Genomic DNA, 18,081 nt, shown 5'->3' with positions numbered 1-18,081 from the left:
GAATCTGGCTGTCCGTGTTTGTTGATAATATCCTCGTAGTTGGTGCCACCTTTTCCTTTGTTGTCAAGGTCACCTTCGATTAAGGCGTCGAACTGTTCTTGGGTCCAGGTGAAGGTATCGTCTGTCGGGGGGGTAATTGTTCAATAAAGGTAAATATAGATACGCTTTTAGTAAATAAGGTAAATAGCATGCTATACTGTAACCGTAAACAATAAGATTTAAAAGGAGATTACTTATAATTATAATTTGTTAAATGCCTCTACGAAATAATAGAGCGTTACTAAACAAGTTGTTATGAAAAGGAGATAAATATGGCATTAAATATATTTGAAGTTGTTCGGTATGAAGGAGAAGATACTAGGAATGTACTAGCTTGGCGACATCCTAATAAAAATATGAAACCAGGAACAACTTTGATTGTTAATCCTGGTCAACGAGCTGTTTTCTTTTCGAATGGTCGAGCTGTTGAAAGTTATGAGGAAGGTAAACATAAGATTGATGGGAACAATACTCAGTTTCTGACTGGGCTGAAATCCTTTGTTAGTGGGGGTGTATCACCAGATTCTTCCTTCCTTTGGTTTGTTAATATGTACGATTTACAACCAATTGGATGGGGAACTCCGTCACCGATATTGGTTAGAGATCCAGAAAGTCAAATTCCTGTTGAGCTAAAATCGTATGGAAACTTTATTCCAAGAATTGTAGATTTGGAAGCTTTTATCTTAGAGTTTATGCCAAGCCATCCAGATATGATTACAGCTGACGTCTTTCAAAAACGCTTTAGACAAGCTGCTATAGGAATTATCAATTCAGCTGTTTCTCAGGTGGTTTATAACAATAAGATTGCAGTTATTGATATTGAAAAGCACACCTATGATATAGCTCTTGAATTATCAAAAATTTTATCCAATCATTTTTCTAAATATGGGATTAGTGTTGAAGAATTTAACATTGAAGCCTTGAAGGTGAATCAAGATAGTCAAGGTTATAAGGACATCTTTGAATATCATCAAAGAGTTTTAACTTCCAAAGGTAAACGTGCAGGTCGTGACATTGAAGGTTACACTTACCAAGAAGAGCGTAAATTTGATGTTTTAGAAGAAGCAGCACAAAATGAAGGATCTGCTGGGAATCTAATGGGAGCTGGAATGGGGATATCGATGGGACTTGGATTGGGAGCCCAATTTGGTAATTTGATGGGAACTCTGGGAAATGCGCTATCATCAGATAAACAGCCAAATCAGAATCAGTCAGCTTCAAATGAAGAAATCGGTTTAGCTAAGTTTTGTAGTCAATGTGGGACTGCATTTTCAGACGGAGCTAAATTCTGTTCCAATTGTGGTCAAGCAAGATAGGAGAAGAATATGAGTAAAAATATTTGGATTTATGTAGCAGGAATTGTGACAATTATTACTACAATTATTTTAGGATTATTAATTCCTCATCTATCTATTTCTTTATACTATGTTGCTTTGGGATTTTTAGTCATAGCAGAGTTTGTTTTTTTCTTACAAATGGTTATCAAGCGTCAGTTTACAGATTGGCTACCTATCAATGTAGTTACTGCAATTTGGGTACTTGGGCAAGTTTTCATGATGCCTCTAGTACAGATTTTACCCAGTTTTCTATTTTGGATTATTGAAGTGTTAGCAATCGGTTTGGTGGCTATTATAGGTTCTTTAACAGCAGCAGATAGTCACTATCGTAAAGGACGAGCAGAAGCTTTCTCAGAAAATGCAGAGAATGTTTTTAAACCTAAAACGGGAGATTATTAATGTATCAAGTATTTCGATCATTAAGTTTGCTATTTATGGGCTTGACGAGTGCAATATTTGTTATGGCGGTTGTACTTGAAATATTAGTAATGACGCTTACTACCGATGTGGAGCCTTTATATATGAAATTTTTTATTTCTAGTCCTGTTCTATTTTCTTTAACTGGTTTTGCTTTATCTATGTTTATTTTTTATAGTTTCGGAATATTAGAAAAAATTAAAATAAAAGTAAAAGCACTAGATAATATATATAATGGTAAAGCACAGTATAAAGAGTACCTTATTAATCAAAAGAAAGGAGAAAAGTAAGTGTCTGATTTATTGAATATAAATTGGCGGTGCTTATATAAATGGATTTTAATTCTACTTTCTTCTTTTCTGTCATTATATGATTTTGTACGACATATAGAAGAACCAAGTATTCTAAGAATGAGTATCGTTCCATTTATATTTTTATTGACGTTAAAAATTTTATTCATAATTTTTCGAGTGAAATCGGAAAGGGTTTTATCCTATACACCTATTCTATCTGTTTTAGTATTGATATTAGGTGCTCCGGAGATTACTTATGTTATTTTTTCTCTACTATATCTGTTTTTCAAACCATTAGAAGTAAAAATTAAAACAAATATTTTAGATTGTTTTGCCTTAAAGAATCTAAAATATATTCAATATGCACTTTTAATATGTGTAGTGAGTTTAGTAAGTATAGTAATTGTGTTTGTTAGTGATTTTTCAAGTGAAAAAGTATTATTTTTAAAAGTTATCTACAGGATATTGCCACTCTATCTCATTTATTTTCTCTACTATTTAGGAAAAATCTTTCTTCAAAATAAGGTAAAGGAAGATGATAAAACTAAAAGAAAATTACTTTTAGTTTCGGATATGTTGCATATAAGTTGGGTAAATATTAAACATTGGATTATTGTAAACATTGGTACAATTTTTTGTACTATTATAGTAGCGGCTATTTATGATTCGCAAAACTTATATATCCTAAAAATATTAGCTTCAATATTTTTAGGATATACCATCGGAATTCCTATTCCAATAGCAATGTTGTTTTATTCTTTTCCCAATGTTCCTTTTTCAATTCTATCTCTAATTCTTATATGGATTTTTCGAGAAAATGTTAAAAAATTCTTGAAGTTGGATTATCTACTTGCTCACAATTTATCACAAATTCTTGTTATTTTGTGTTTTAGTTTGACTCTTGACGGTAATTATATAAGAGAGTGGGCAATTAAGTTAATTTATCTTCTGGGGCCTTGGTATATTATTTCCTTGGTAATGATAATTATTCACTCTTATCGTAAATCTAAGCAAGAAGAGGAATTTAAAACTAAAAAACAAATTGAAGCCCTATTTAAAATATTTGATAAACACGAAATTACAGAAACTACATATCCTGTAATTTGCCCATCTTGTGGTGGAGGAAATTTATTGGAATTGGGTCAAGGTGAAAGTTGCGATTATTGTGGTTGTTGGCTTTCTAGAAAGGAGAGAAATAGATGAAACGCTATCGTTTAGTTATAACAAAATTTATTTATCCTCCTATCTTCATAATATGCTTTGTAAATGGTCTTAAATTATGCCAAATTTTACTGCAAGAAAGTACTTCCTTATTGGAACGGAAAGGTGAGGATCAATTTTTGAATTTTTACTATTCCACGTTCAATTTGTTCATTCAGTTTTTATTTGGGTTATTTTTTATCTTTTTAGTAATTTCATTCATTCTATTGCTAAAACCACCAACCATGAAAAAATACAAAACAAGTTTAAAAACAGTTTTAGAGTATGAAAATCGAAACGAAGATGTTCTTGTAGATCAAGGAAATGAAATGCGAAAAGAAACAGATTATCGTCTAACTGCAAAACGATTCTACTGTCCAACATGTCACACACCAACAGAAGGTATAATAGGAACTTTTAAAACGTGTGAATATTGTGGGGGAATTTTTGAGGTAACCTAAAGGTTAAATAATATAAATCTAAAACTATTTTTGAAGAAAATCTTAGGAGGCTCTTTAAGTTGAGAATATAGTGAAAGGAAATAAAATATGCTTAATTTAAAAACATTATTAGGAATTGATGATTTAACTGAATTTAATATTAAATTGGATAATATAGACCAGTTTGGAATTGATACGAATACATTATTTGCTTTAAATCATGATCGTTTATTACAAGAGATTGGTTTTCTTCATGACAGCAACAGAAAAAGAAAAACACCAGGTTTCAATTATGTTATGGATAGGCAGTATACTATTCATTTTATTCCTTATGATTTAAAAAATAAATTATGGTTGTTTGTGGGAGTTTTTACACAACCGAGTACGTATGAAGTTGAAAAAGATGGCGTTACGACTACCTTTTATAATTTAATTCCTGTCTCTGAATTTGATGAAGTAGGATTGAATGGGCGTTTAATTATGAAAATGGTAAGACCTACCAAATCACAACATTTTAGATTTAGATTAGAAGATTCATTAGAATGGTTTACTCTAAACTCAATATTAGAAAGAAAAATTGATACTAAAAACTTTAATGGATATGAAAATGTATGTTTGACTTATCCAGAATTAAAAGGGATTATTTCTAACGGAAATCCATCTTGGAGAACGGCTTTGGGAAATCTAAATGCAGTTTATTTACAAGTTGATAAGGAAACAGGTAAAAAATATGTTGGGGCTGCGTATGGAGAGCAAAAGTTATGGGGGCGTTGGGCAAATTATGTTGATAGCTATCACGGTGGTAATAAAGGTTTGAGAGCTTTGTATGAAGAAAAAGGTGGGGAATATTTTGAAAAGAATTTTATATATACAATTTTAGAAATTTTTTCTAATAAAACTCTTAAAGCTGAAGTAATAGAGAGGGAAAACTGGTGGAAAGAAATTTTAAGGACTCGTGATTTTGGCTACAATGAAAATTAAAAGAATAATTTTTAGTGGTAAGTATAGTTCCCTTTCATAAAAAGTTAGTTTAAAAATCAAGTAAAGGTAAACATAGATACTCTTTTCATAAATATAGCAGAGTCCATCCCTTACTGTAAGTGTAAATAATAAAAATTTAAAGGAGGTTTTTGATAATGAAGTCAAAAACAGTTTTAGTAACCAGCCTAGCGGCTGCAACATTTGGTCTGGTCACTCTTGTAGACACAGCAGGAGTTCTACCTTTTTCAGTACAAACGGTGCAGGCTGACACCCAGACTATTAATCCATCTGCAAAATACTATATTCTTGTTCCGAAGGGTTCAGAAGTATTTAAAAATTGGAGAGGTACTGCTAATCGTCCCATTATTTGGGCTACAAAAACCACTCCAGAATTATCTTATTTCGAAGAATCTGCTCGTAATTATATAGCTAATGAGAATAAGTCTGGTGCCAATTACATAGAGTGGAAGGGGACTGTAGAAGAGTTTAAAGAGGCTGTTAAGAACCTGACTGGTAAGACAACAGCTACTTCAACTCCAAAGACTTCTAACCAATCGACAACAAGTCAAAAAGATGGCTGGTCAGGTTCGTCCTACTACCAAAATGGTACTAAAGTTACTAGTAAGTGGATTTTCGATAAGAACTATAATTCCTATTTCTACCTGGATGCTTTAGGTAATTATGTTCAAAATGCATGGGAGGGTGCTTACTATCTTAAGTCAGGTGGATACATGGCTAAAAGCGAGTGGATCTATGATAAGAACGATGGAGCTTATTATTACTTAACCTCAGATGGCTACTATGCCCGCAACACTTGGGTGGGCAACTATTATCTCAAGTCAAATGGTAAGATGGCTAAAGGTGAGTGGATTTATGATAACAACTACAAATCCTACTATTATTTGACAACAGAAGGTAGCTATGCTCGTAACACTTGGGTGGGTGATTACTACCTCAAGTCAAACGGTAAGATGGCTAAAGGTGAGTGGATTTATGACAGTAACTACAGTTCTTACTATTACTTAACTTCAGAAGGCAGTTATGCTCGTAATACTTGGGTAGGTGATTATTATCTCAAGTCAAATGGAAAGATGGCAGTGAATGAGCGTACACCAGATGGTTATCAAGTTGATGGCTCAGGCAAGTGGATTAGTTCTGAGGGAACTCATACAGCAAGCAGTTCACAAGCAACATCATTAGGAATAAGCCTTTATCATGTCAATGATGCTATGACTTATATCGATATCGCTCTACCTAGCACTCCATCTTCATCTTATAAAGTAGACTATGATTTTGCCTTAGTTGATGCAAATACAGGTTCAGTTTCTACACAAACTCAGTTTACTGTGACCTATAATCCAAGTCTACGTGCCTTTCAAACTCGTCACTTCTTTAGTGCCACTCCAGATGGCAGTTATCGCTTTGTTATCAAAGGAAAAGGACAAGATGGCAAGGTATACGATGGACAATCTGTTGTCTTTCGTGTGAAGAACCATCGTTTTGTCGGATAGATGAGTGATAGTTTTTAAACAAATAAATATTAAAAATAAAATAAAGGAAATGAATAACATGAACAAAAAGAAATTATTAGTATGTGCTTTGGCACTTTCAACAGTCGGAGTATTGTCAACAATTGATACAGCAGGAGTTCTACCTTTTTCAGCGCAGACAGTGCATGCGGAAATTACCAAAATTGAAAATCATAAGGTGGACTATAAAATTACACCAGGTTCAGAAAATAAAAGTATCTATGTGGATATGACTGTTGAAAATGTACCTGTAAAATATTCTGTATATATATATGCAGATATTGTAAATGCAAAGACAGGGCAAATTCCTAGAAAAGATACTTTCAATCAAGGATTTGATAAATCATCTGTTCCGATTACAAAGCAAGATTGGACTAATTTTGCAAATGTTCCAGATGGTGAATATTACTTACAATTTCATGGAGAAAGTAAAGAAGGAGAGACCTTGCATAAGTTTAGTGGTAGATCAGCAACATTCACTGTTAAAGATCAAAAATATGTCAATCCTCTAGACTCTTCAACTCCTAAAGAAACAGAAAAACCAAAACCAACTGAAGCTCCAAAACAAGCTACTAACTCAACCTCAGGTCAGACTGGCTGGTCAGGTTCTTCTTACTACAAAGCTGGTGTGAAAGTAGTGAATCAATGGATTTTTGATGTTCAGTACAATTCATACTTCTACCTAAATGCTTCAGGTAACTTTGTTCAGAATGCTTGGTCAGGCAACTACTATCTTAAATCAGGTGGTTACATGGCTAAGAGCGAGTGGATTTATGACAATAACTACAGCTCTTACTATTACTTGACAGCAGAGGGTAGCTATGCGCGTAATACCTGGGCTGGAAGTTACTACCTCAAATCAGACGGTAAAATGGCCAAGAGTGAGTGGATTTATGATAGTAGCTACCAATCTTACTATTACCTAACGTCAGAAGGAAGCTATGCTCGTAACACATGGGTAGGCGATTACTATCTCAAGTCAAATGGTAAGATGGCAGTCAATGAACATACACCAGATGGCTACCAAGTAGATGGCTCAGGTAAATGGGTTCGCTAGAATGATAGCTTGTGAGAAATGGCTTATAACAAATAAATAGAAAATAATTTGCGAATAGGTAACATTTTGATACAGTAAAAATAGCGAAAGGAATTAGCACAGGCTGGTTCCTTTCTCTTAGATAAGGGAGAAATATGAAAAAGATATTATTAGCCACAACGCTTTTACTGACGCTATGTTTGGGAGGCTGTCAGTATCTACCTTGGAACAAAAGCGCAGAAACACCATCTGATTCAACATCAGATACATCTGCAGCAAGTCCAGAGATAGATTACAGCCAATATAATAAGGTTCTCGATGACTATGAAAAAGTAGCAAAAGGCACCTTGCCGACAGGTATGGATGTCAATCCTCTAGCTGGTCAAGTGAAGTCTTCTCAAGGTTTTTATACAGATGTAGTTTATCACAGGACAGATTTGAATAACGACGGAGTGGATGAACTCTTGCTTGCTCTTGAAATGAAGAGTGGTAAAAGGAGCTTGCTTGATATCCGTACTTTGAAAGATGGAAAGGTGATCCGTCTGACCAATCAAGAAAATCGTTTAGACCAGATTGGTGAGAGAATGATAGTCGGTATCTTACCAGACAATTCTCTACTTTATCGTGGGGCTGGTACAGCAACGAGTCACATCTATGCCCACTATCAATTTAGTGAGGACGGTCAGTCCTTGGTGAAGGGCAAGGAGGCTCAAGAGCTAGCAGATCTTGGTGTCGGTTCGCCCATTTCTCTAGAGACTTTAAGCTGGAAGTCTGTTTCAGATAAGATTCCTGGAGGGGCAAGTGCAGATAAGGGGAAATCAAGTGTGGATTACAGTCCTTATAATAGCATTTTGAAGGATTATGAATTTCTTCTAGACCATAAGTCAGAAGTTAAGGATAACATCAATCTAACTGCTAATATCTATGCAGGGATGGCAGAACGCAGTCAAGCCTTTACCTATGCAATGGTTGATATGGATAAAAATGGCATTGATGAAATGATTGTATCTTCGAAAAATGGTAGTGAGATTCTAGATATTTTCACACTCAAGGATCAGAAAGTCATTCGCCTCACCAATGCTGAAAATAAAATGCAAATGCTTGGAACTCGCTTTAAGGCCTATCTCCTAGAAGATGGCAAGCTTTATACCCAGTGGAATCCGTTCGCAGGAGATCCACAAACCATTCATACCATTTGGCAGTTGAATAGTAATGGGGACAAACTAGAAAAGGTTAAAGAGGCCAAGACAGAGGATGAAGTTAGTCCTGGTACTCGAATGAATCTATCTAATCTTACTTGGAAATCTGTAACAGAAAAATTTACTGGAACTTCATCTTCATCAAACCAAAGTGTTTCTAAAAAAATGGATATAAACGCTATAAAAAATGGGGATTTCTCTAGTATTGAAGGAAGATGGAGTACTGGAAATGGGGGACAGGATCTAGTTTTCAGTAAAAATGGTTTAATAGAACCGGCAGAATTTTATGTGGATATAAATGATGCTGTTTTTAGGGATGGCTATATAATTACGAGTTATAAAGCCCCAACTTTGAGAGCACAACTCGATATGATTCCTGCAGGAGTTGTTATTCCGACAGTTACTGAGCCAAATTTTGTAGAAGATGCATCTGATACTAGTCGAGATCGAATGATTATTCACCAAGCACCCCACGCACATGGAAATGCTCAATCTTTCTTCTACAGAGTCAAATAAGAATTTCCCAAAACACATTGACAAAAGCCAACATTTTTTGTAGAATAAGAATCAATTAAATACCAACACCGAATGAAGTTTAATAGAAGTGGGGAATCGTTTGATTTTCCATGACTGTAAATGGACGGAACTCTGGAGAGACCGTAAAGGCACCGAAGGGGCAAGGCAGACAACTGCTCAAACTCTCAGGTAAAAGGACAGAGCTAGGATAGACCGCTTTTTAGCATTTATCTAAGCATTCCAGAGTACATGTATCGTGCATGTGCTCTTTCTTTTGGGGTTGAAAAGATAGGAGAATAGAATGTTAGAATTGCTAAAATCAATTGATGCTTTTGTTTGGGGTCCTCCCCTCTTGATTTTATTGGTCGGAACAGGGATTTACCTCACTGCCCGTCTCGGACTTTTACAGGTTTTGCGTTTGCCTAAGGCCTTTCAACTTATTTTTACTAAGGATAAGGGGCATGGCGATGTGTCTAGTTTTGCGGCCTTGTGTACAGCCCTCGCAGCGACAGTTGGTACGGGGAATATCATCGGAGTTGCGACGGCTATCAAGGTTGGTGGACCAGGAGCTCTCTTTTGGATGTGGATGGCTGCTTTCTTTGGAATGGCTACCAAGTATGCGGAAGGTTTATTAGCTATTAAATACAGGACTAAAGACGATAACGGTGCTGTTGCAGGAGGTCCCATGCACTATATACTTTTGGGTATGGGAGAAAAGTGGAGACCACTTGCCATCTTTTTTGCTATCGCAGGTGTCTTAGTAGCCCTATTGGGAATCGGAACCTTCACCCAAGTCAACTCGATAACAGAATCTATCCAAAATACAACGACTATTTCGCCAGCCATCACGGCTCTTGTTTTGTCTGTCTTTGTAGCGATTGCTGTCTTTGGTGGACTCAAGTCCATTTCAAAGGTTTCAACTACTGTTGTTCCTTTTATGGCTATCATTTATATTTTGGGAACTCTTACAGTTATTTTCTTTAATATTGGGAAAATCCCTGCCACAATCGCTTTAATCTTGACATCGGCTTTTAGTCCAGTTGCTGCGGTAGGTGGATTTGCTGGCGCTAGCATTCGAATGGCTATTCAAAATGGTGTGGCGCGAGGTGTTTTCTCGAACGAATCTGGTCTGGGTTCGGCTCCCATTGCAGCAGCTGCGGCTAAGACAAATGAACCAGTAGAGCAAGGATTGATTTCCATGACAGGAACCTTTATTGATACCCTCATTATCTGTACCTTGACTGGTTTGACCATCTTGGTGACTGGTGTTTGGAGCGGCGACTTAAATGGGGTTGCCTTGACTCAGTCAGCCTTCTCAACAGTCTTTTCACACTTTGGACCTGCCCTCTTGACCATCTTCCTTGTACTCTTTGCCTTTACGACAATTCTAGGTTGGAACTATTATGGAGAACGCTGTTTCGAGTTCCTCTTTGGTGTTCGTTTTATCTGGCTTTACCGTGTGGTCTTTGTGCTCATGGTCTTGTTGGGAGGATTTATCGAGTTGGATATGGTTTGGATTATCGCAGATATTGTCAATGCCTTGATGGCTCTACCAAACTTGATTGCCCTCTTAGTCTTGTCGCCGGTCGTTATTGCTGAAACTAAAAAGTATTTTAATAAATAATGAAATCACACATCGCGTGTGATTTTTTTCTTTCATAAAAAATTTTTATCGATGCAATTTAAAATATATATTATACACGGTATAGAATCTGTGATAGACTAGGTTTCAACAAAATGAAAAGAGGTTTTATGATGACAACATTTACTATCCATACAGTCGAATCAGCACCAGCAGAAGTGAAAGAAGTTCTTGAAACAGTAGAAAAAGATAACAATGGTTATATTCCCAACCTAATCGGCCTCTTGGCAAATGCACCAACTGCCTTAGAAGCCTACAGAACTGTCGGAGCTATCAATCGTCGCAACAGCCTGACACCCGTTGAGCGTGAAGTGGTGCAGATCACGGCAGCCGTGACCAATGGTTGTGCCTTCTGTGTCGCAGGTCACACAGCCTTTTCAATCAAACAAATCCAGATGAACGATGACCTTCTGCAAGCCCTTCGCAATCGTACTCCAATTGAAACAGATCCTAAATTGGACACCCTAGCTAAGTTTACCTTGGCAGTTATCAATACCAAGGGTCGTGTAGGAGATGAAGCCTTGGCTGAGTTTCTAGAAGCTGGATACACCCAACAAAATGCTTTGGATGTGGTTCTTGGTGTCAGCCTAGCAAGCCTCTGTAACTATGCCAACAACCTAGCTAATACCCCAATTAATCCAGAATTGCAACCTTATGCCTAATTCATATCTGAGTAAAATGAAGTCTGAAATAATCGGACTTCGTTTTTTTAAGTCCTCATTTAAGCGCTTTTATGCTATACTGAAACTAACATGATTATTGGAGGTTAGGATGAAAAAACTCCCTTTGGTATTTTCTGGTTGTTTGCTAGGTTTGGCAGGAGCTGGAAATCTTATTTTAGATACGTTGCCGGTTCTGTCCTATCTATTGAGTCTGACAGGTTTGGTTTTGTGGCTCTTTTTTCTGCTTCTTCATCTCTTTAATTGGAAAGAAACAAAGCAAGAATTGACCAAGCCTCCTCTTTTGTCAGGAATGGCGACCTTTCCCATGGCTGGGATGATTTTATCGACTTATGTCTTTCGAGTCTTCCCTCATTTCCCTTTGGTAGCGCAAGGACTTTGGTGGTTTTCATTTCTCTTGGATTTGTTCTTGATTGCTGGTTTCACCATTAAATTTGCCTATCCGGGTCAGAGGGTTCATGCGACTCCTAGCTGGACGGTTCTCTATGTAGGGATAGCAGTAGCAGCCTTGACCTATCCTCTTGTAGGTATCATCGAAATTGCCTATGCGACCTTGAGTTTTGGATTTCTCTTGACCTTCTATCTCTACCCGCTTATTTATAGCGATTTAAAGAAACATCCGCTCCCACTAGCCTTGCTTGGGCAAGAAGGAATCTACTGTGCTCCCTTCTCTCTACTCTTGGCGTCCCTGGTTCGAGTTGGAGGAGCTAGCCTACCGACTTGGCTCTTGATTGTCATGATTTTGGCTTCCCAATCCTTCTTTTTCTTTGTTTTAACTCGTCTGCCCAATATTTTAAAACAAGGTTTTCAACCAGCCTTCTCAGCACTCACCTTCCCAACCATTATCACAGCTACTTCGCTTAAGATGGCTCAGGGAATCTTGAAACTTCCATTTTTGGATTATTTGGTACTGGTTGAAACTATTATATGCCTCACTATTTTATTATTTGTATTAGGTGCTTATCTAATTTGGTTACGAAAAAAGGTCTAGCTAGAAATAGCTAGGCCTTATTTTTATGGTTTGATAACTTCAGCGCCACCCATGTATGGACGAAGAACTTCTGGGATGGTCACAGAACCATCTGCATTTTGGTAGTTTTCAAGAATAGCAGCCACTGTACGTCCAACTGCAAGTCCAGAACCGTTCAAGGTATGGAGCAATTTCACCTTGCCATCTGCTTCATCACGGTAACGGATTTGGGCACGACGGGCTTGGAAATCTTCTGTGTTTGAACAGCTTGAAATTTCACGGTAGGTATTTTGTGCTGGAATCCAAACTTCCAAGTCATAAGTTTTAGCAGCTGAGAAGCCCATATCTCCAGTAGAGAGAGCAACGACACGGTATGGAAGGTTAAGTTTTTGAAGGATATTTTCAGCGTTAGCTGTCATTTTTTCCAATTCTTCATAAGATTCTTCTGGTTTAGCAAATTTAACCATTTCAACCTTGTGGAATTGGTGCAAACGAATCAAGCCACGAGTATCACGGCCAGCTGAACCAGCCTCAGAACGGAATGATGGGCTCATAGCAGTGAAGTAGATTGGCAGGTCTTTACCGTCAAGGATTTCATCACGGTAGTAGTTTGTCAGAGGAACTTCGGCTGTAGGAATAAGGACATAATTGCTGTCACTGAGTTCAAAAGTGTCTTCCTTGAATTTTGGATATTGACCAGTACCAAACATAGAGTCATGGTTAACCATGTAAGGCGTGATGACTTCCGTATAGCCTTCTTTTCCATGTTCATCCAACATAAAGTTATAGATAGCACGCTCCAAACGAGCACCGAGACCTTTATAGAAGAGGAAACGAGCGCCTGTTACCTTACCACCGCGTTCCCAGTCAAGGATACCAAGATCTTCACCAAGATCCCAGTGAGCTTTTGGTTCGAAGTCAAACTCGCGTGGAGTGCCCCAACGACGAACTTCCACATTGTCATCTTCGTCAGCCCCAACAGGAACGCTGTCAGCAGGGATGTTTGGAAGAGTAGTGGTAAATTCTGTCAATTTAGCATCGATTTCTGCCAATTCAGCATCCAAGGCTTTAACCTCAGCAGATAGAGTTTGCATGGCAGAAATCTTGTCATCTGCATTTTCCTTGTTGCGTTTGGCTTGGGCAATCTCAGCAGAAACTGTGTTGCGTTCTGCCTTGAGAGTTTCAACCTTGACCAAGATGTCACGACGTTTAGCATCGATTTCTTTCATCTCATTCAAGACAGCAGCATCTACACCACGTGTAGCCAATTTTTCTGCGACAGCATCAAAGTCTGTACGAATGCGTTTGATATCTAACATAAGAACTCCTTTATGAAAAAAGCACACCTGACAAAGCGTTGGAGTGGCAGGGCCACGGTTCCATCCAACTTCACAGGTGTGCACTTGATTGTGTATGCAATTGTTACTAACGGTAGAATTTCACCTATCCCTCCTATCTGCTCGCAGCACCCGCAGACTTTCTGAAAGAAGAAGATAACCTACTTATCCGTTGCTATGATTATACTAAAGTTTCTACTTTTTTGCAAATAGATTTTTAAATTTTTGGCTAATTGTCTGAATCAGGGTCGGAAGTTTGACGACCTTGTCATTGCCTAGTTTTTCGCGAGCAATTTTGAGAATGGCACCTGAGTCTTTTGAAGCAAAGAGGAATTTTCCTCTGTCTGTAAAGACTTCGAAGTGGCGACTGATTTTTCGCCCAGTAACATTGGCTCCAATTTGGTTGATATGGCTCCAAGGAATTTGGATAAATTGTTCGACGTTGACATCTGGGTAAAATTCAAGAGCCTGATCCCCAATAAGAAATTTCCCAACTTTCCCAGCTATAGAGAGGTAGGAGGTGCCTGTCGTATTGAGGAGCACTGTTTTGTTAAGTGATTGAGCCATGCTTAGTCTTCCTTACTTTCACCGAAAAAGGCATTGTAGAGGGCTTTGATTGCTGCTTTCTCTTGGTCTTTATTGACAACAAACATGATAGAAACTTCACTAGAACCTTGAGACATCATCTGTATGTTGATCTTGTTTTCAGATAGAGCGCGTGTTGCAGTAGCAGTTACTCCGATATGACTCTTCATCTTTTCACCAACAATCATAATGATTGAAAGGTCGTGTTCGATTTCTGCATGATCTACTTCAGCCTTTTGAACCAACTGACGAAGGATTTCTTCTTCCTTGATAGGAGTTAGTTCACGAGAACGGAGGATGATTGAAAGATCGTCGATACCTGTTGGCATATGTTCCCAACCGATGTTAAGATCTTCAAGGATTTGAAGAACCTTGCGACCAAATCCCACCTCACGGTTCATGAGGTATTTCGACATATTAATGCTGACAAAGCCTGAGTCACCAGCAATTCCTACTACTGGAAATTCATCACTACTGTGTTTTAGAACGATACGAGTACCTGGGTGGTCAGGATTGTTGGTATTCTTGATAACCAGAGGAATTTTTCCACGGTAGGCAGGTAGAAGGGCTTCGTCATGAAGGACTGAGAAGCCTGCATAGGCCAACTCACGCATTTCACGGTAGGTCAACTCAGGGATTGAGTGTGGTTGGTGAATAATACCAGGGTGGGCTGCAAAGATACCATCAACGTCTGTAAAGTTTTCATAGAGGTCTGCCTTAACACCGGCAGCAATGATAGAACCTGTAATGTCTGATCCTCCACGTGAGAAGGTACAGATTTGATTTTCCTTGGTAACTCCAAAGAAACCAGGAATGACAAGAACTTCATTTGTATTTGTCAATTCTTCAATCTTGTCATAACTTGATGGAATGATGCGAGCGTGACCAGGTTCACTTGTGACCACAATACCAGCTTCTCTAGGGTGAACATAGCGTGCATCGATACCGTTTTGGTTAAAATAGGCAGCGATCAATTTAGCATTGTTATTTTCACCGGCTGCTAGGAAAGTATCGTAGAGAAATTCGTTTTCTTCGATAGGAAGAGTAGCTAAGGCACGAATGCTTTTAGAAATTTTTTCTAGCACAGCTGGTTTAAGACCTAGTTCACTAACCATAGCAGCATAGCGGTCGATAATCCAGTTTTGACTCTTACTAATATCGTTACCAGCAACATAGTCGCGGTAGTATTTAATCAAGGCATCCGTAACCTTAGTATCTTCAGCATTGCGTTTACCAGGCGCAGAAACGACTACAAAACGACGCTCTGAATCGCTTTTTACGATGTTTAAAACTTTTTCTAATTGACTAGCAGAGGCAAGAGAGCTACCTCCAAATTTAACAACCTTCATAAGAACTCCTAAAGTAAGTATTTTATACGATTATAGCAGAAAGAAAGCCTTTTTTCAATGAAGAAAATAAGATGCTTTCTAGTATAAAGCGAGCCTTTCTAATCGGCTGAGACACTTTCAGTTGATTTTTTCTTGCTTTCTGATTTTAAAAAAGATATACTTTGAAAATAGAATAATTTAAACTGCTTATAAAATAAAAAGGAGTCCTGATGGAACACATTATTTATCAGCTTGAAGAGGATTTGGCAATCCTTACCTTGAATCGTCCTGAGGTCGCAAATGGTTTTCATATCCCTATGTGCGAGGAGATTTTAGAAGCTCTGACTTTGGCAGAAGAGGATCCGGCTGTGCATTTTGTCTTAATCAACGCGAATGGCAAAGTCTTTTCAGTTGGGGGAGATTTGGTTGAGATGAAGCGAGCAGTCGATGAGGATGATATTCCATCATTGACAAAAATCGCAGAATTGGTCAATACTATTTCTTATAAAATCAAGCAAATTGCTAAACCTGTCTTGATGGAGGTTGATGGGGCTGTTGCAGGTGCCGCAGCGAATATGGCTGTTGCTGCAGATTTCTGTCTGGCAACGGATAAGGCTAAATTTATCCAAGCTTTTGTTGGAGTTGGTTTGGCTCCGGATGCAGGAGGAATTCATCTCTTGAGTCGAAGTATTGGTGTGACGCGTGCTGCTCAATTAGCTATGACAGGTGAGGCTTTGAACGCAGAAAAAGCTCTAGAGTGGGGGTTGGTTTACCGTGTCTGTGAAGCTGATAAACTTGAAAAGACGAGAGAACAGCTTCTTAAAAAATTAAGACGTGGTTCAAGCAATTCCTATGCTGCCATTAAGAAGTTGGTGTGGGAGAGCCAATTCAAAGATTGGCAAGATTATGCTACTTTAGAACTGAACCTACAGGAATCCTTAGCTCAAACAGAGGATTTCAAAGAAGGAGTTCGGGCTCATTCGGAAAGAAGACGACCTAAATTTACAGGAAAATAAAAAAATACTTGCACCATTCTTTGAACTTTGATATAATTCTTTTGTCAAATGTTTTGATTCTAAAAGTTTTTTTGAAAAGGAGGGAAGGAAAGATTGGACTACCAACGAATTAATGAATACTTAACGTCTATATTTAACAATGTCCTCGTTATTGAGGAAGTTAGCTTGAGGGGTAGTCGTTTCAAGGATATCTCCATCAAAGAAATGCATACGATTGATGTAATTGGGAAATTCCCAGACGTGACACCAAGTCAAGTGTCGAAAGAGTTGATGGTGACTCTTGGGACAGTTACGACTAGTTTGAATAATCTCGAACGCAAGGGTTACATTGAACGCATTCGTTCAGAACATGATCGTCGTGTGGTGCATCTGCATTTGACAAAGAAAGGTCGCTTGGTTCATAGGCTACATAAACGCTTCCACAAGGCCATGGTTGAAAAAATCATTGATGGTATGAGTAAGCAAGAAATGGAGGTTATGAGCAAAGGTTTGACTAATCTTTATCAATTTTTGGAGGATTTGAGATAATGGCTTTTGCAAAAATAAGCCAGGTTGCTCATTATGTGCCAGAGCAAGTGGTTACAAATCATGATTTGGCTCAGATTATGGATACCAATGATGAGTGGATTTCAAGTCGGACGGGAATACGACAAAGGCATATTTCAAGAGCAGAATCTACTAGTGATTTGGCTACAGAGGTTGCTAAGAAACTGATGGCAAAAGCTGGAATCACAGGAGAAGAGCTGGATTTTATCATTCTAGCTACCATTACTCCAGATTCGATGATGCCCTCTACAGCTGCTCGTGTTCAAGCTAATATTGGTGCTAATAAGGCCTTTGCTTTTGACCTAACAGCGGCTTGCAGTGGATTTGTATTTGCTCTTTCAACTGCTGAAAAGTTTATCGCTTCTGGTCGCTTTCAAAAAGGCTTGGTGATTGGTAGTGAGACCCTTTCTAAAGCACTCGATTGGTCAGATCGATCAACAGCTGTTTTGTTTGGAGATGGCGCTGGTGGAGTCTTGCTAGAAGCTAGCGAGAAAGAGCATTTTTTGGCTGAGAGTCTCAATAGTGATGGGAGTCGTAGCGAGTGTCTAACTTATGGACATTCAGGCTTGCATTCTCCGTTTTCAGATCAAGAAAATGCAGATTCATTTTTGAAGATGGATGGACGCGCGGTCTTTGATTTTGCTATTCGAGATGTAGCTAAATCTATCAAGCAGACTATTGATGAATCTCCTATAGAGGCGACAAACTTGGATTATCTGCTACTTCATCAGGCTAATGACCGTATTTTGGATAAGATGGCTAAAAAAATCGGTGTAGACCGAGCTAAACTTCCAGCCAATATGATGGAATATGGCAATACCAGTGCAGCCAGTATCCCGATTTTACTTTCAGAGTGTGTAGAACAAGGTCTTATCCGTTTAGATGGTAGCCAGACTGTTCTACTATCAGGCTTCGGTGGAGGCTTGACATGGGGCACGCTCATTCTTACAATTTAGGTAATCATGTGGTGAACACATTGTTATAAAAAAC

At 38.2% G+C, this 18,081-nt stretch carries 18 protein-coding genes, 1 pseudogene and 1 riboswitch; of the genes and pseudogenes, 15 read left to right on the top strand and 4 right to left on the bottom strand.

Going from position 1 to position 18,081, the window contains the following annotated elements:
* Window positions 1-122 (bottom strand): annotated as a pseudogene (locus QM843_RS08585) (DUF4190 domain-containing protein); the annotation flags it as partial.
* Between the two features lie 189 nt (window positions 123-311).
* Here QM843_RS08585 and QM843_RS08580 point away from each other — a divergent pair.
* From QM843_RS08580 to QM843_RS08525, 12 genes are all read left to right on the top strand, one after another.
* A complete protein-coding gene (locus QM843_RS08580; RefSeq protein ID WP_227326048.1) occupies window positions 312-1,355 on the top strand; it encodes an SPFH domain-containing protein in 1,044 nt (347 codons plus the stop codon).
* A gap of 9 nt (window positions 1,356-1,364) precedes the next feature.
* Window positions 1,365-1,775, top strand: coding sequence for a hypothetical protein (locus tag QM843_RS08575; RefSeq protein WP_247947688.1), 411 nt, complete (start codon window positions 1,365-1,367; stop codon window positions 1,773-1,775).
* The gene (locus QM843_RS08570) at window positions 1,775-2,083 is read left to right on the top strand and encodes a hypothetical protein (protein WP_227326050.1); all 309 of its coding nucleotides are present in this window, start codon (window positions 1,775-1,777) and stop codon (window positions 2,081-2,083) included. The genes QM843_RS08575 and QM843_RS08570 overlap by 1 nt, the downstream gene beginning before the upstream one ends.
* Window positions 2,084-3,289 carry a hypothetical protein gene (locus tag QM843_RS08565; protein ID WP_227326051.1) on the top strand — a complete coding sequence of 402 codons (1,206 nt, stop codon included), beginning with the start codon at window positions 2,084-2,086 and terminating at the stop codon, window positions 3,287-3,289.
* Complete coding sequence (locus QM843_RS08560; RefSeq protein WP_261014410.1) at window positions 3,286-3,747, top strand: hypothetical protein; 462 nt, start codon at window positions 3,286-3,288, stop codon at window positions 3,745-3,747. The genes QM843_RS08565 and QM843_RS08560 overlap by 4 nt, the downstream gene beginning before the upstream one ends.
* Window positions 3,748-3,834: 87 nt before the next feature.
* Window positions 3,835-4,707 (top strand): GIY-YIG nuclease family protein, encoded by an 873-nt coding sequence (locus QM843_RS08555; RefSeq protein WP_227326053.1) that lies wholly within the window; start codon window positions 3,835-3,837, stop codon window positions 4,705-4,707.
* 155 nt (window positions 4,708-4,862) lie between these two features.
* A complete protein-coding gene (locus tag QM843_RS08550) occupies window positions 4,863-6,218 on the top strand; it encodes a PspC-like choline-binding domain-containing protein (RefSeq protein WP_150922814.1) in 1,356 nt (451 codons plus the stop codon).
* 58 nt (window positions 6,219-6,276) lie between these two features.
* Complete coding sequence (locus tag QM843_RS08545; RefSeq protein ID WP_414304392.1) at window positions 6,277-7,293, top strand: endo-beta-N-acetylglucosaminidase; 1,017 nt, start codon at window positions 6,277-6,279, stop codon at window positions 7,291-7,293.
* 134 nt (window positions 7,294-7,427) lie between these two features.
* A complete protein-coding gene (locus tag QM843_RS08540) occupies window positions 7,428-8,987 on the top strand; it encodes a DUF6287 domain-containing protein (protein WP_414304391.1) in 1,560 nt (519 codons plus the stop codon).
* Window positions 8,988-9,109: 122 nt separating this feature from the next.
* Window positions 9,110-9,198, top strand: a riboswitch (glycine riboswitch).
* 90 nt (window positions 9,199-9,288) lie between these two features.
* A complete protein-coding gene (locus tag QM843_RS08535; protein ID WP_261015846.1) occupies window positions 9,289-10,611 on the top strand; it encodes an alanine/glycine:cation symporter family protein in 1,323 nt (440 codons plus the stop codon).
* Window positions 10,612-10,742: 131 nt separating this feature from the next.
* Complete coding sequence (locus QM843_RS08530) at window positions 10,743-11,291, top strand: carboxymuconolactone decarboxylase family protein (protein ID WP_000206768.1); 549 nt, start codon at window positions 10,743-10,745, stop codon at window positions 11,289-11,291.
* A 109-nt stretch (window positions 11,292-11,400) separates the two neighbouring features.
* Entirely contained in the window at window positions 11,401-12,300 is a 900-nt protein-coding gene (locus tag QM843_RS08525) for a TDT family transporter (protein WP_203212818.1), read from the top strand.
* Between the two features lie 23 nt (window positions 12,301-12,323).
* Here the strand turns inward: QM843_RS08525 and serS are convergent, their stop codons facing one another.
* The 3 genes from serS to QM843_RS08510 form a co-directional block, all read right to left on the bottom strand.
* Complete coding sequence (serS, locus tag QM843_RS08520) at window positions 12,324-13,598, bottom strand: serine--tRNA ligase (protein ID WP_414304390.1); 1,275 nt, start codon at window positions 13,596-13,598, stop codon at window positions 12,324-12,326.
* Window positions 13,599-13,811: 213 nt separating this feature from the next.
* Window positions 13,812-14,183 carry a DUF956 family protein gene (locus QM843_RS08515; protein ID WP_125393742.1) on the bottom strand — a complete coding sequence of 124 codons (372 nt, stop codon included), beginning with the start codon at window positions 14,181-14,183 and terminating at the stop codon, window positions 13,812-13,814.
* Window positions 14,184-14,185: 2 nt separating this feature from the next.
* A complete protein-coding gene (locus tag QM843_RS08510) occupies window positions 14,186-15,550 on the bottom strand; it encodes an aspartate kinase (RefSeq protein ID WP_000869666.1) in 1,365 nt (454 codons plus the stop codon).
* 209 nt (window positions 15,551-15,759) lie between these two features.
* Between QM843_RS08510 and QM843_RS08505 the strand changes: the two genes are divergently transcribed.
* The 3 genes from QM843_RS08505 (at window position 15,760) to QM843_RS08495 (ending at window position 18,047) form a co-directional block, all read left to right on the top strand.
* Complete coding sequence (locus QM843_RS08505) at window positions 15,760-16,545, top strand: enoyl-CoA hydratase (RefSeq protein ID WP_229294515.1); 786 nt, start codon at window positions 15,760-15,762, stop codon at window positions 16,543-16,545.
* Between the two features lie 93 nt (window positions 16,546-16,638).
* Window positions 16,639-17,073: a fatty acid biosynthesis transcriptional regulator FabT gene (gene fabT / locus QM843_RS08500; protein WP_000386352.1), complete on the top strand. Its 435-nt coding sequence runs from the start codon at window positions 16,639-16,641 to the stop codon at window positions 17,071-17,073.
* A complete protein-coding gene (locus QM843_RS08495; protein WP_033685464.1) occupies window positions 17,073-18,047 on the top strand; it encodes a beta-ketoacyl-ACP synthase III in 975 nt (324 codons plus the stop codon). The genes fabT and QM843_RS08495 overlap by 1 nt, the downstream gene beginning before the upstream one ends.
* The last annotated feature ends 34 nt before the right edge of the window (window positions 18,048-18,081 follow it).

The sequence above is a fragment of the Streptococcus mitis genome, from assembly GCF_047463435.1.
In the GTDB taxonomy this organism is placed as follows: domain Bacteria; phylum Bacillota; class Bacilli; order Lactobacillales; family Streptococcaceae; genus Streptococcus; species Streptococcus mitis_DS.
Note: the sequence above shows the minus strand (reverse complement) of the source record. Positions and strands in the feature narration are given on the sequence as shown.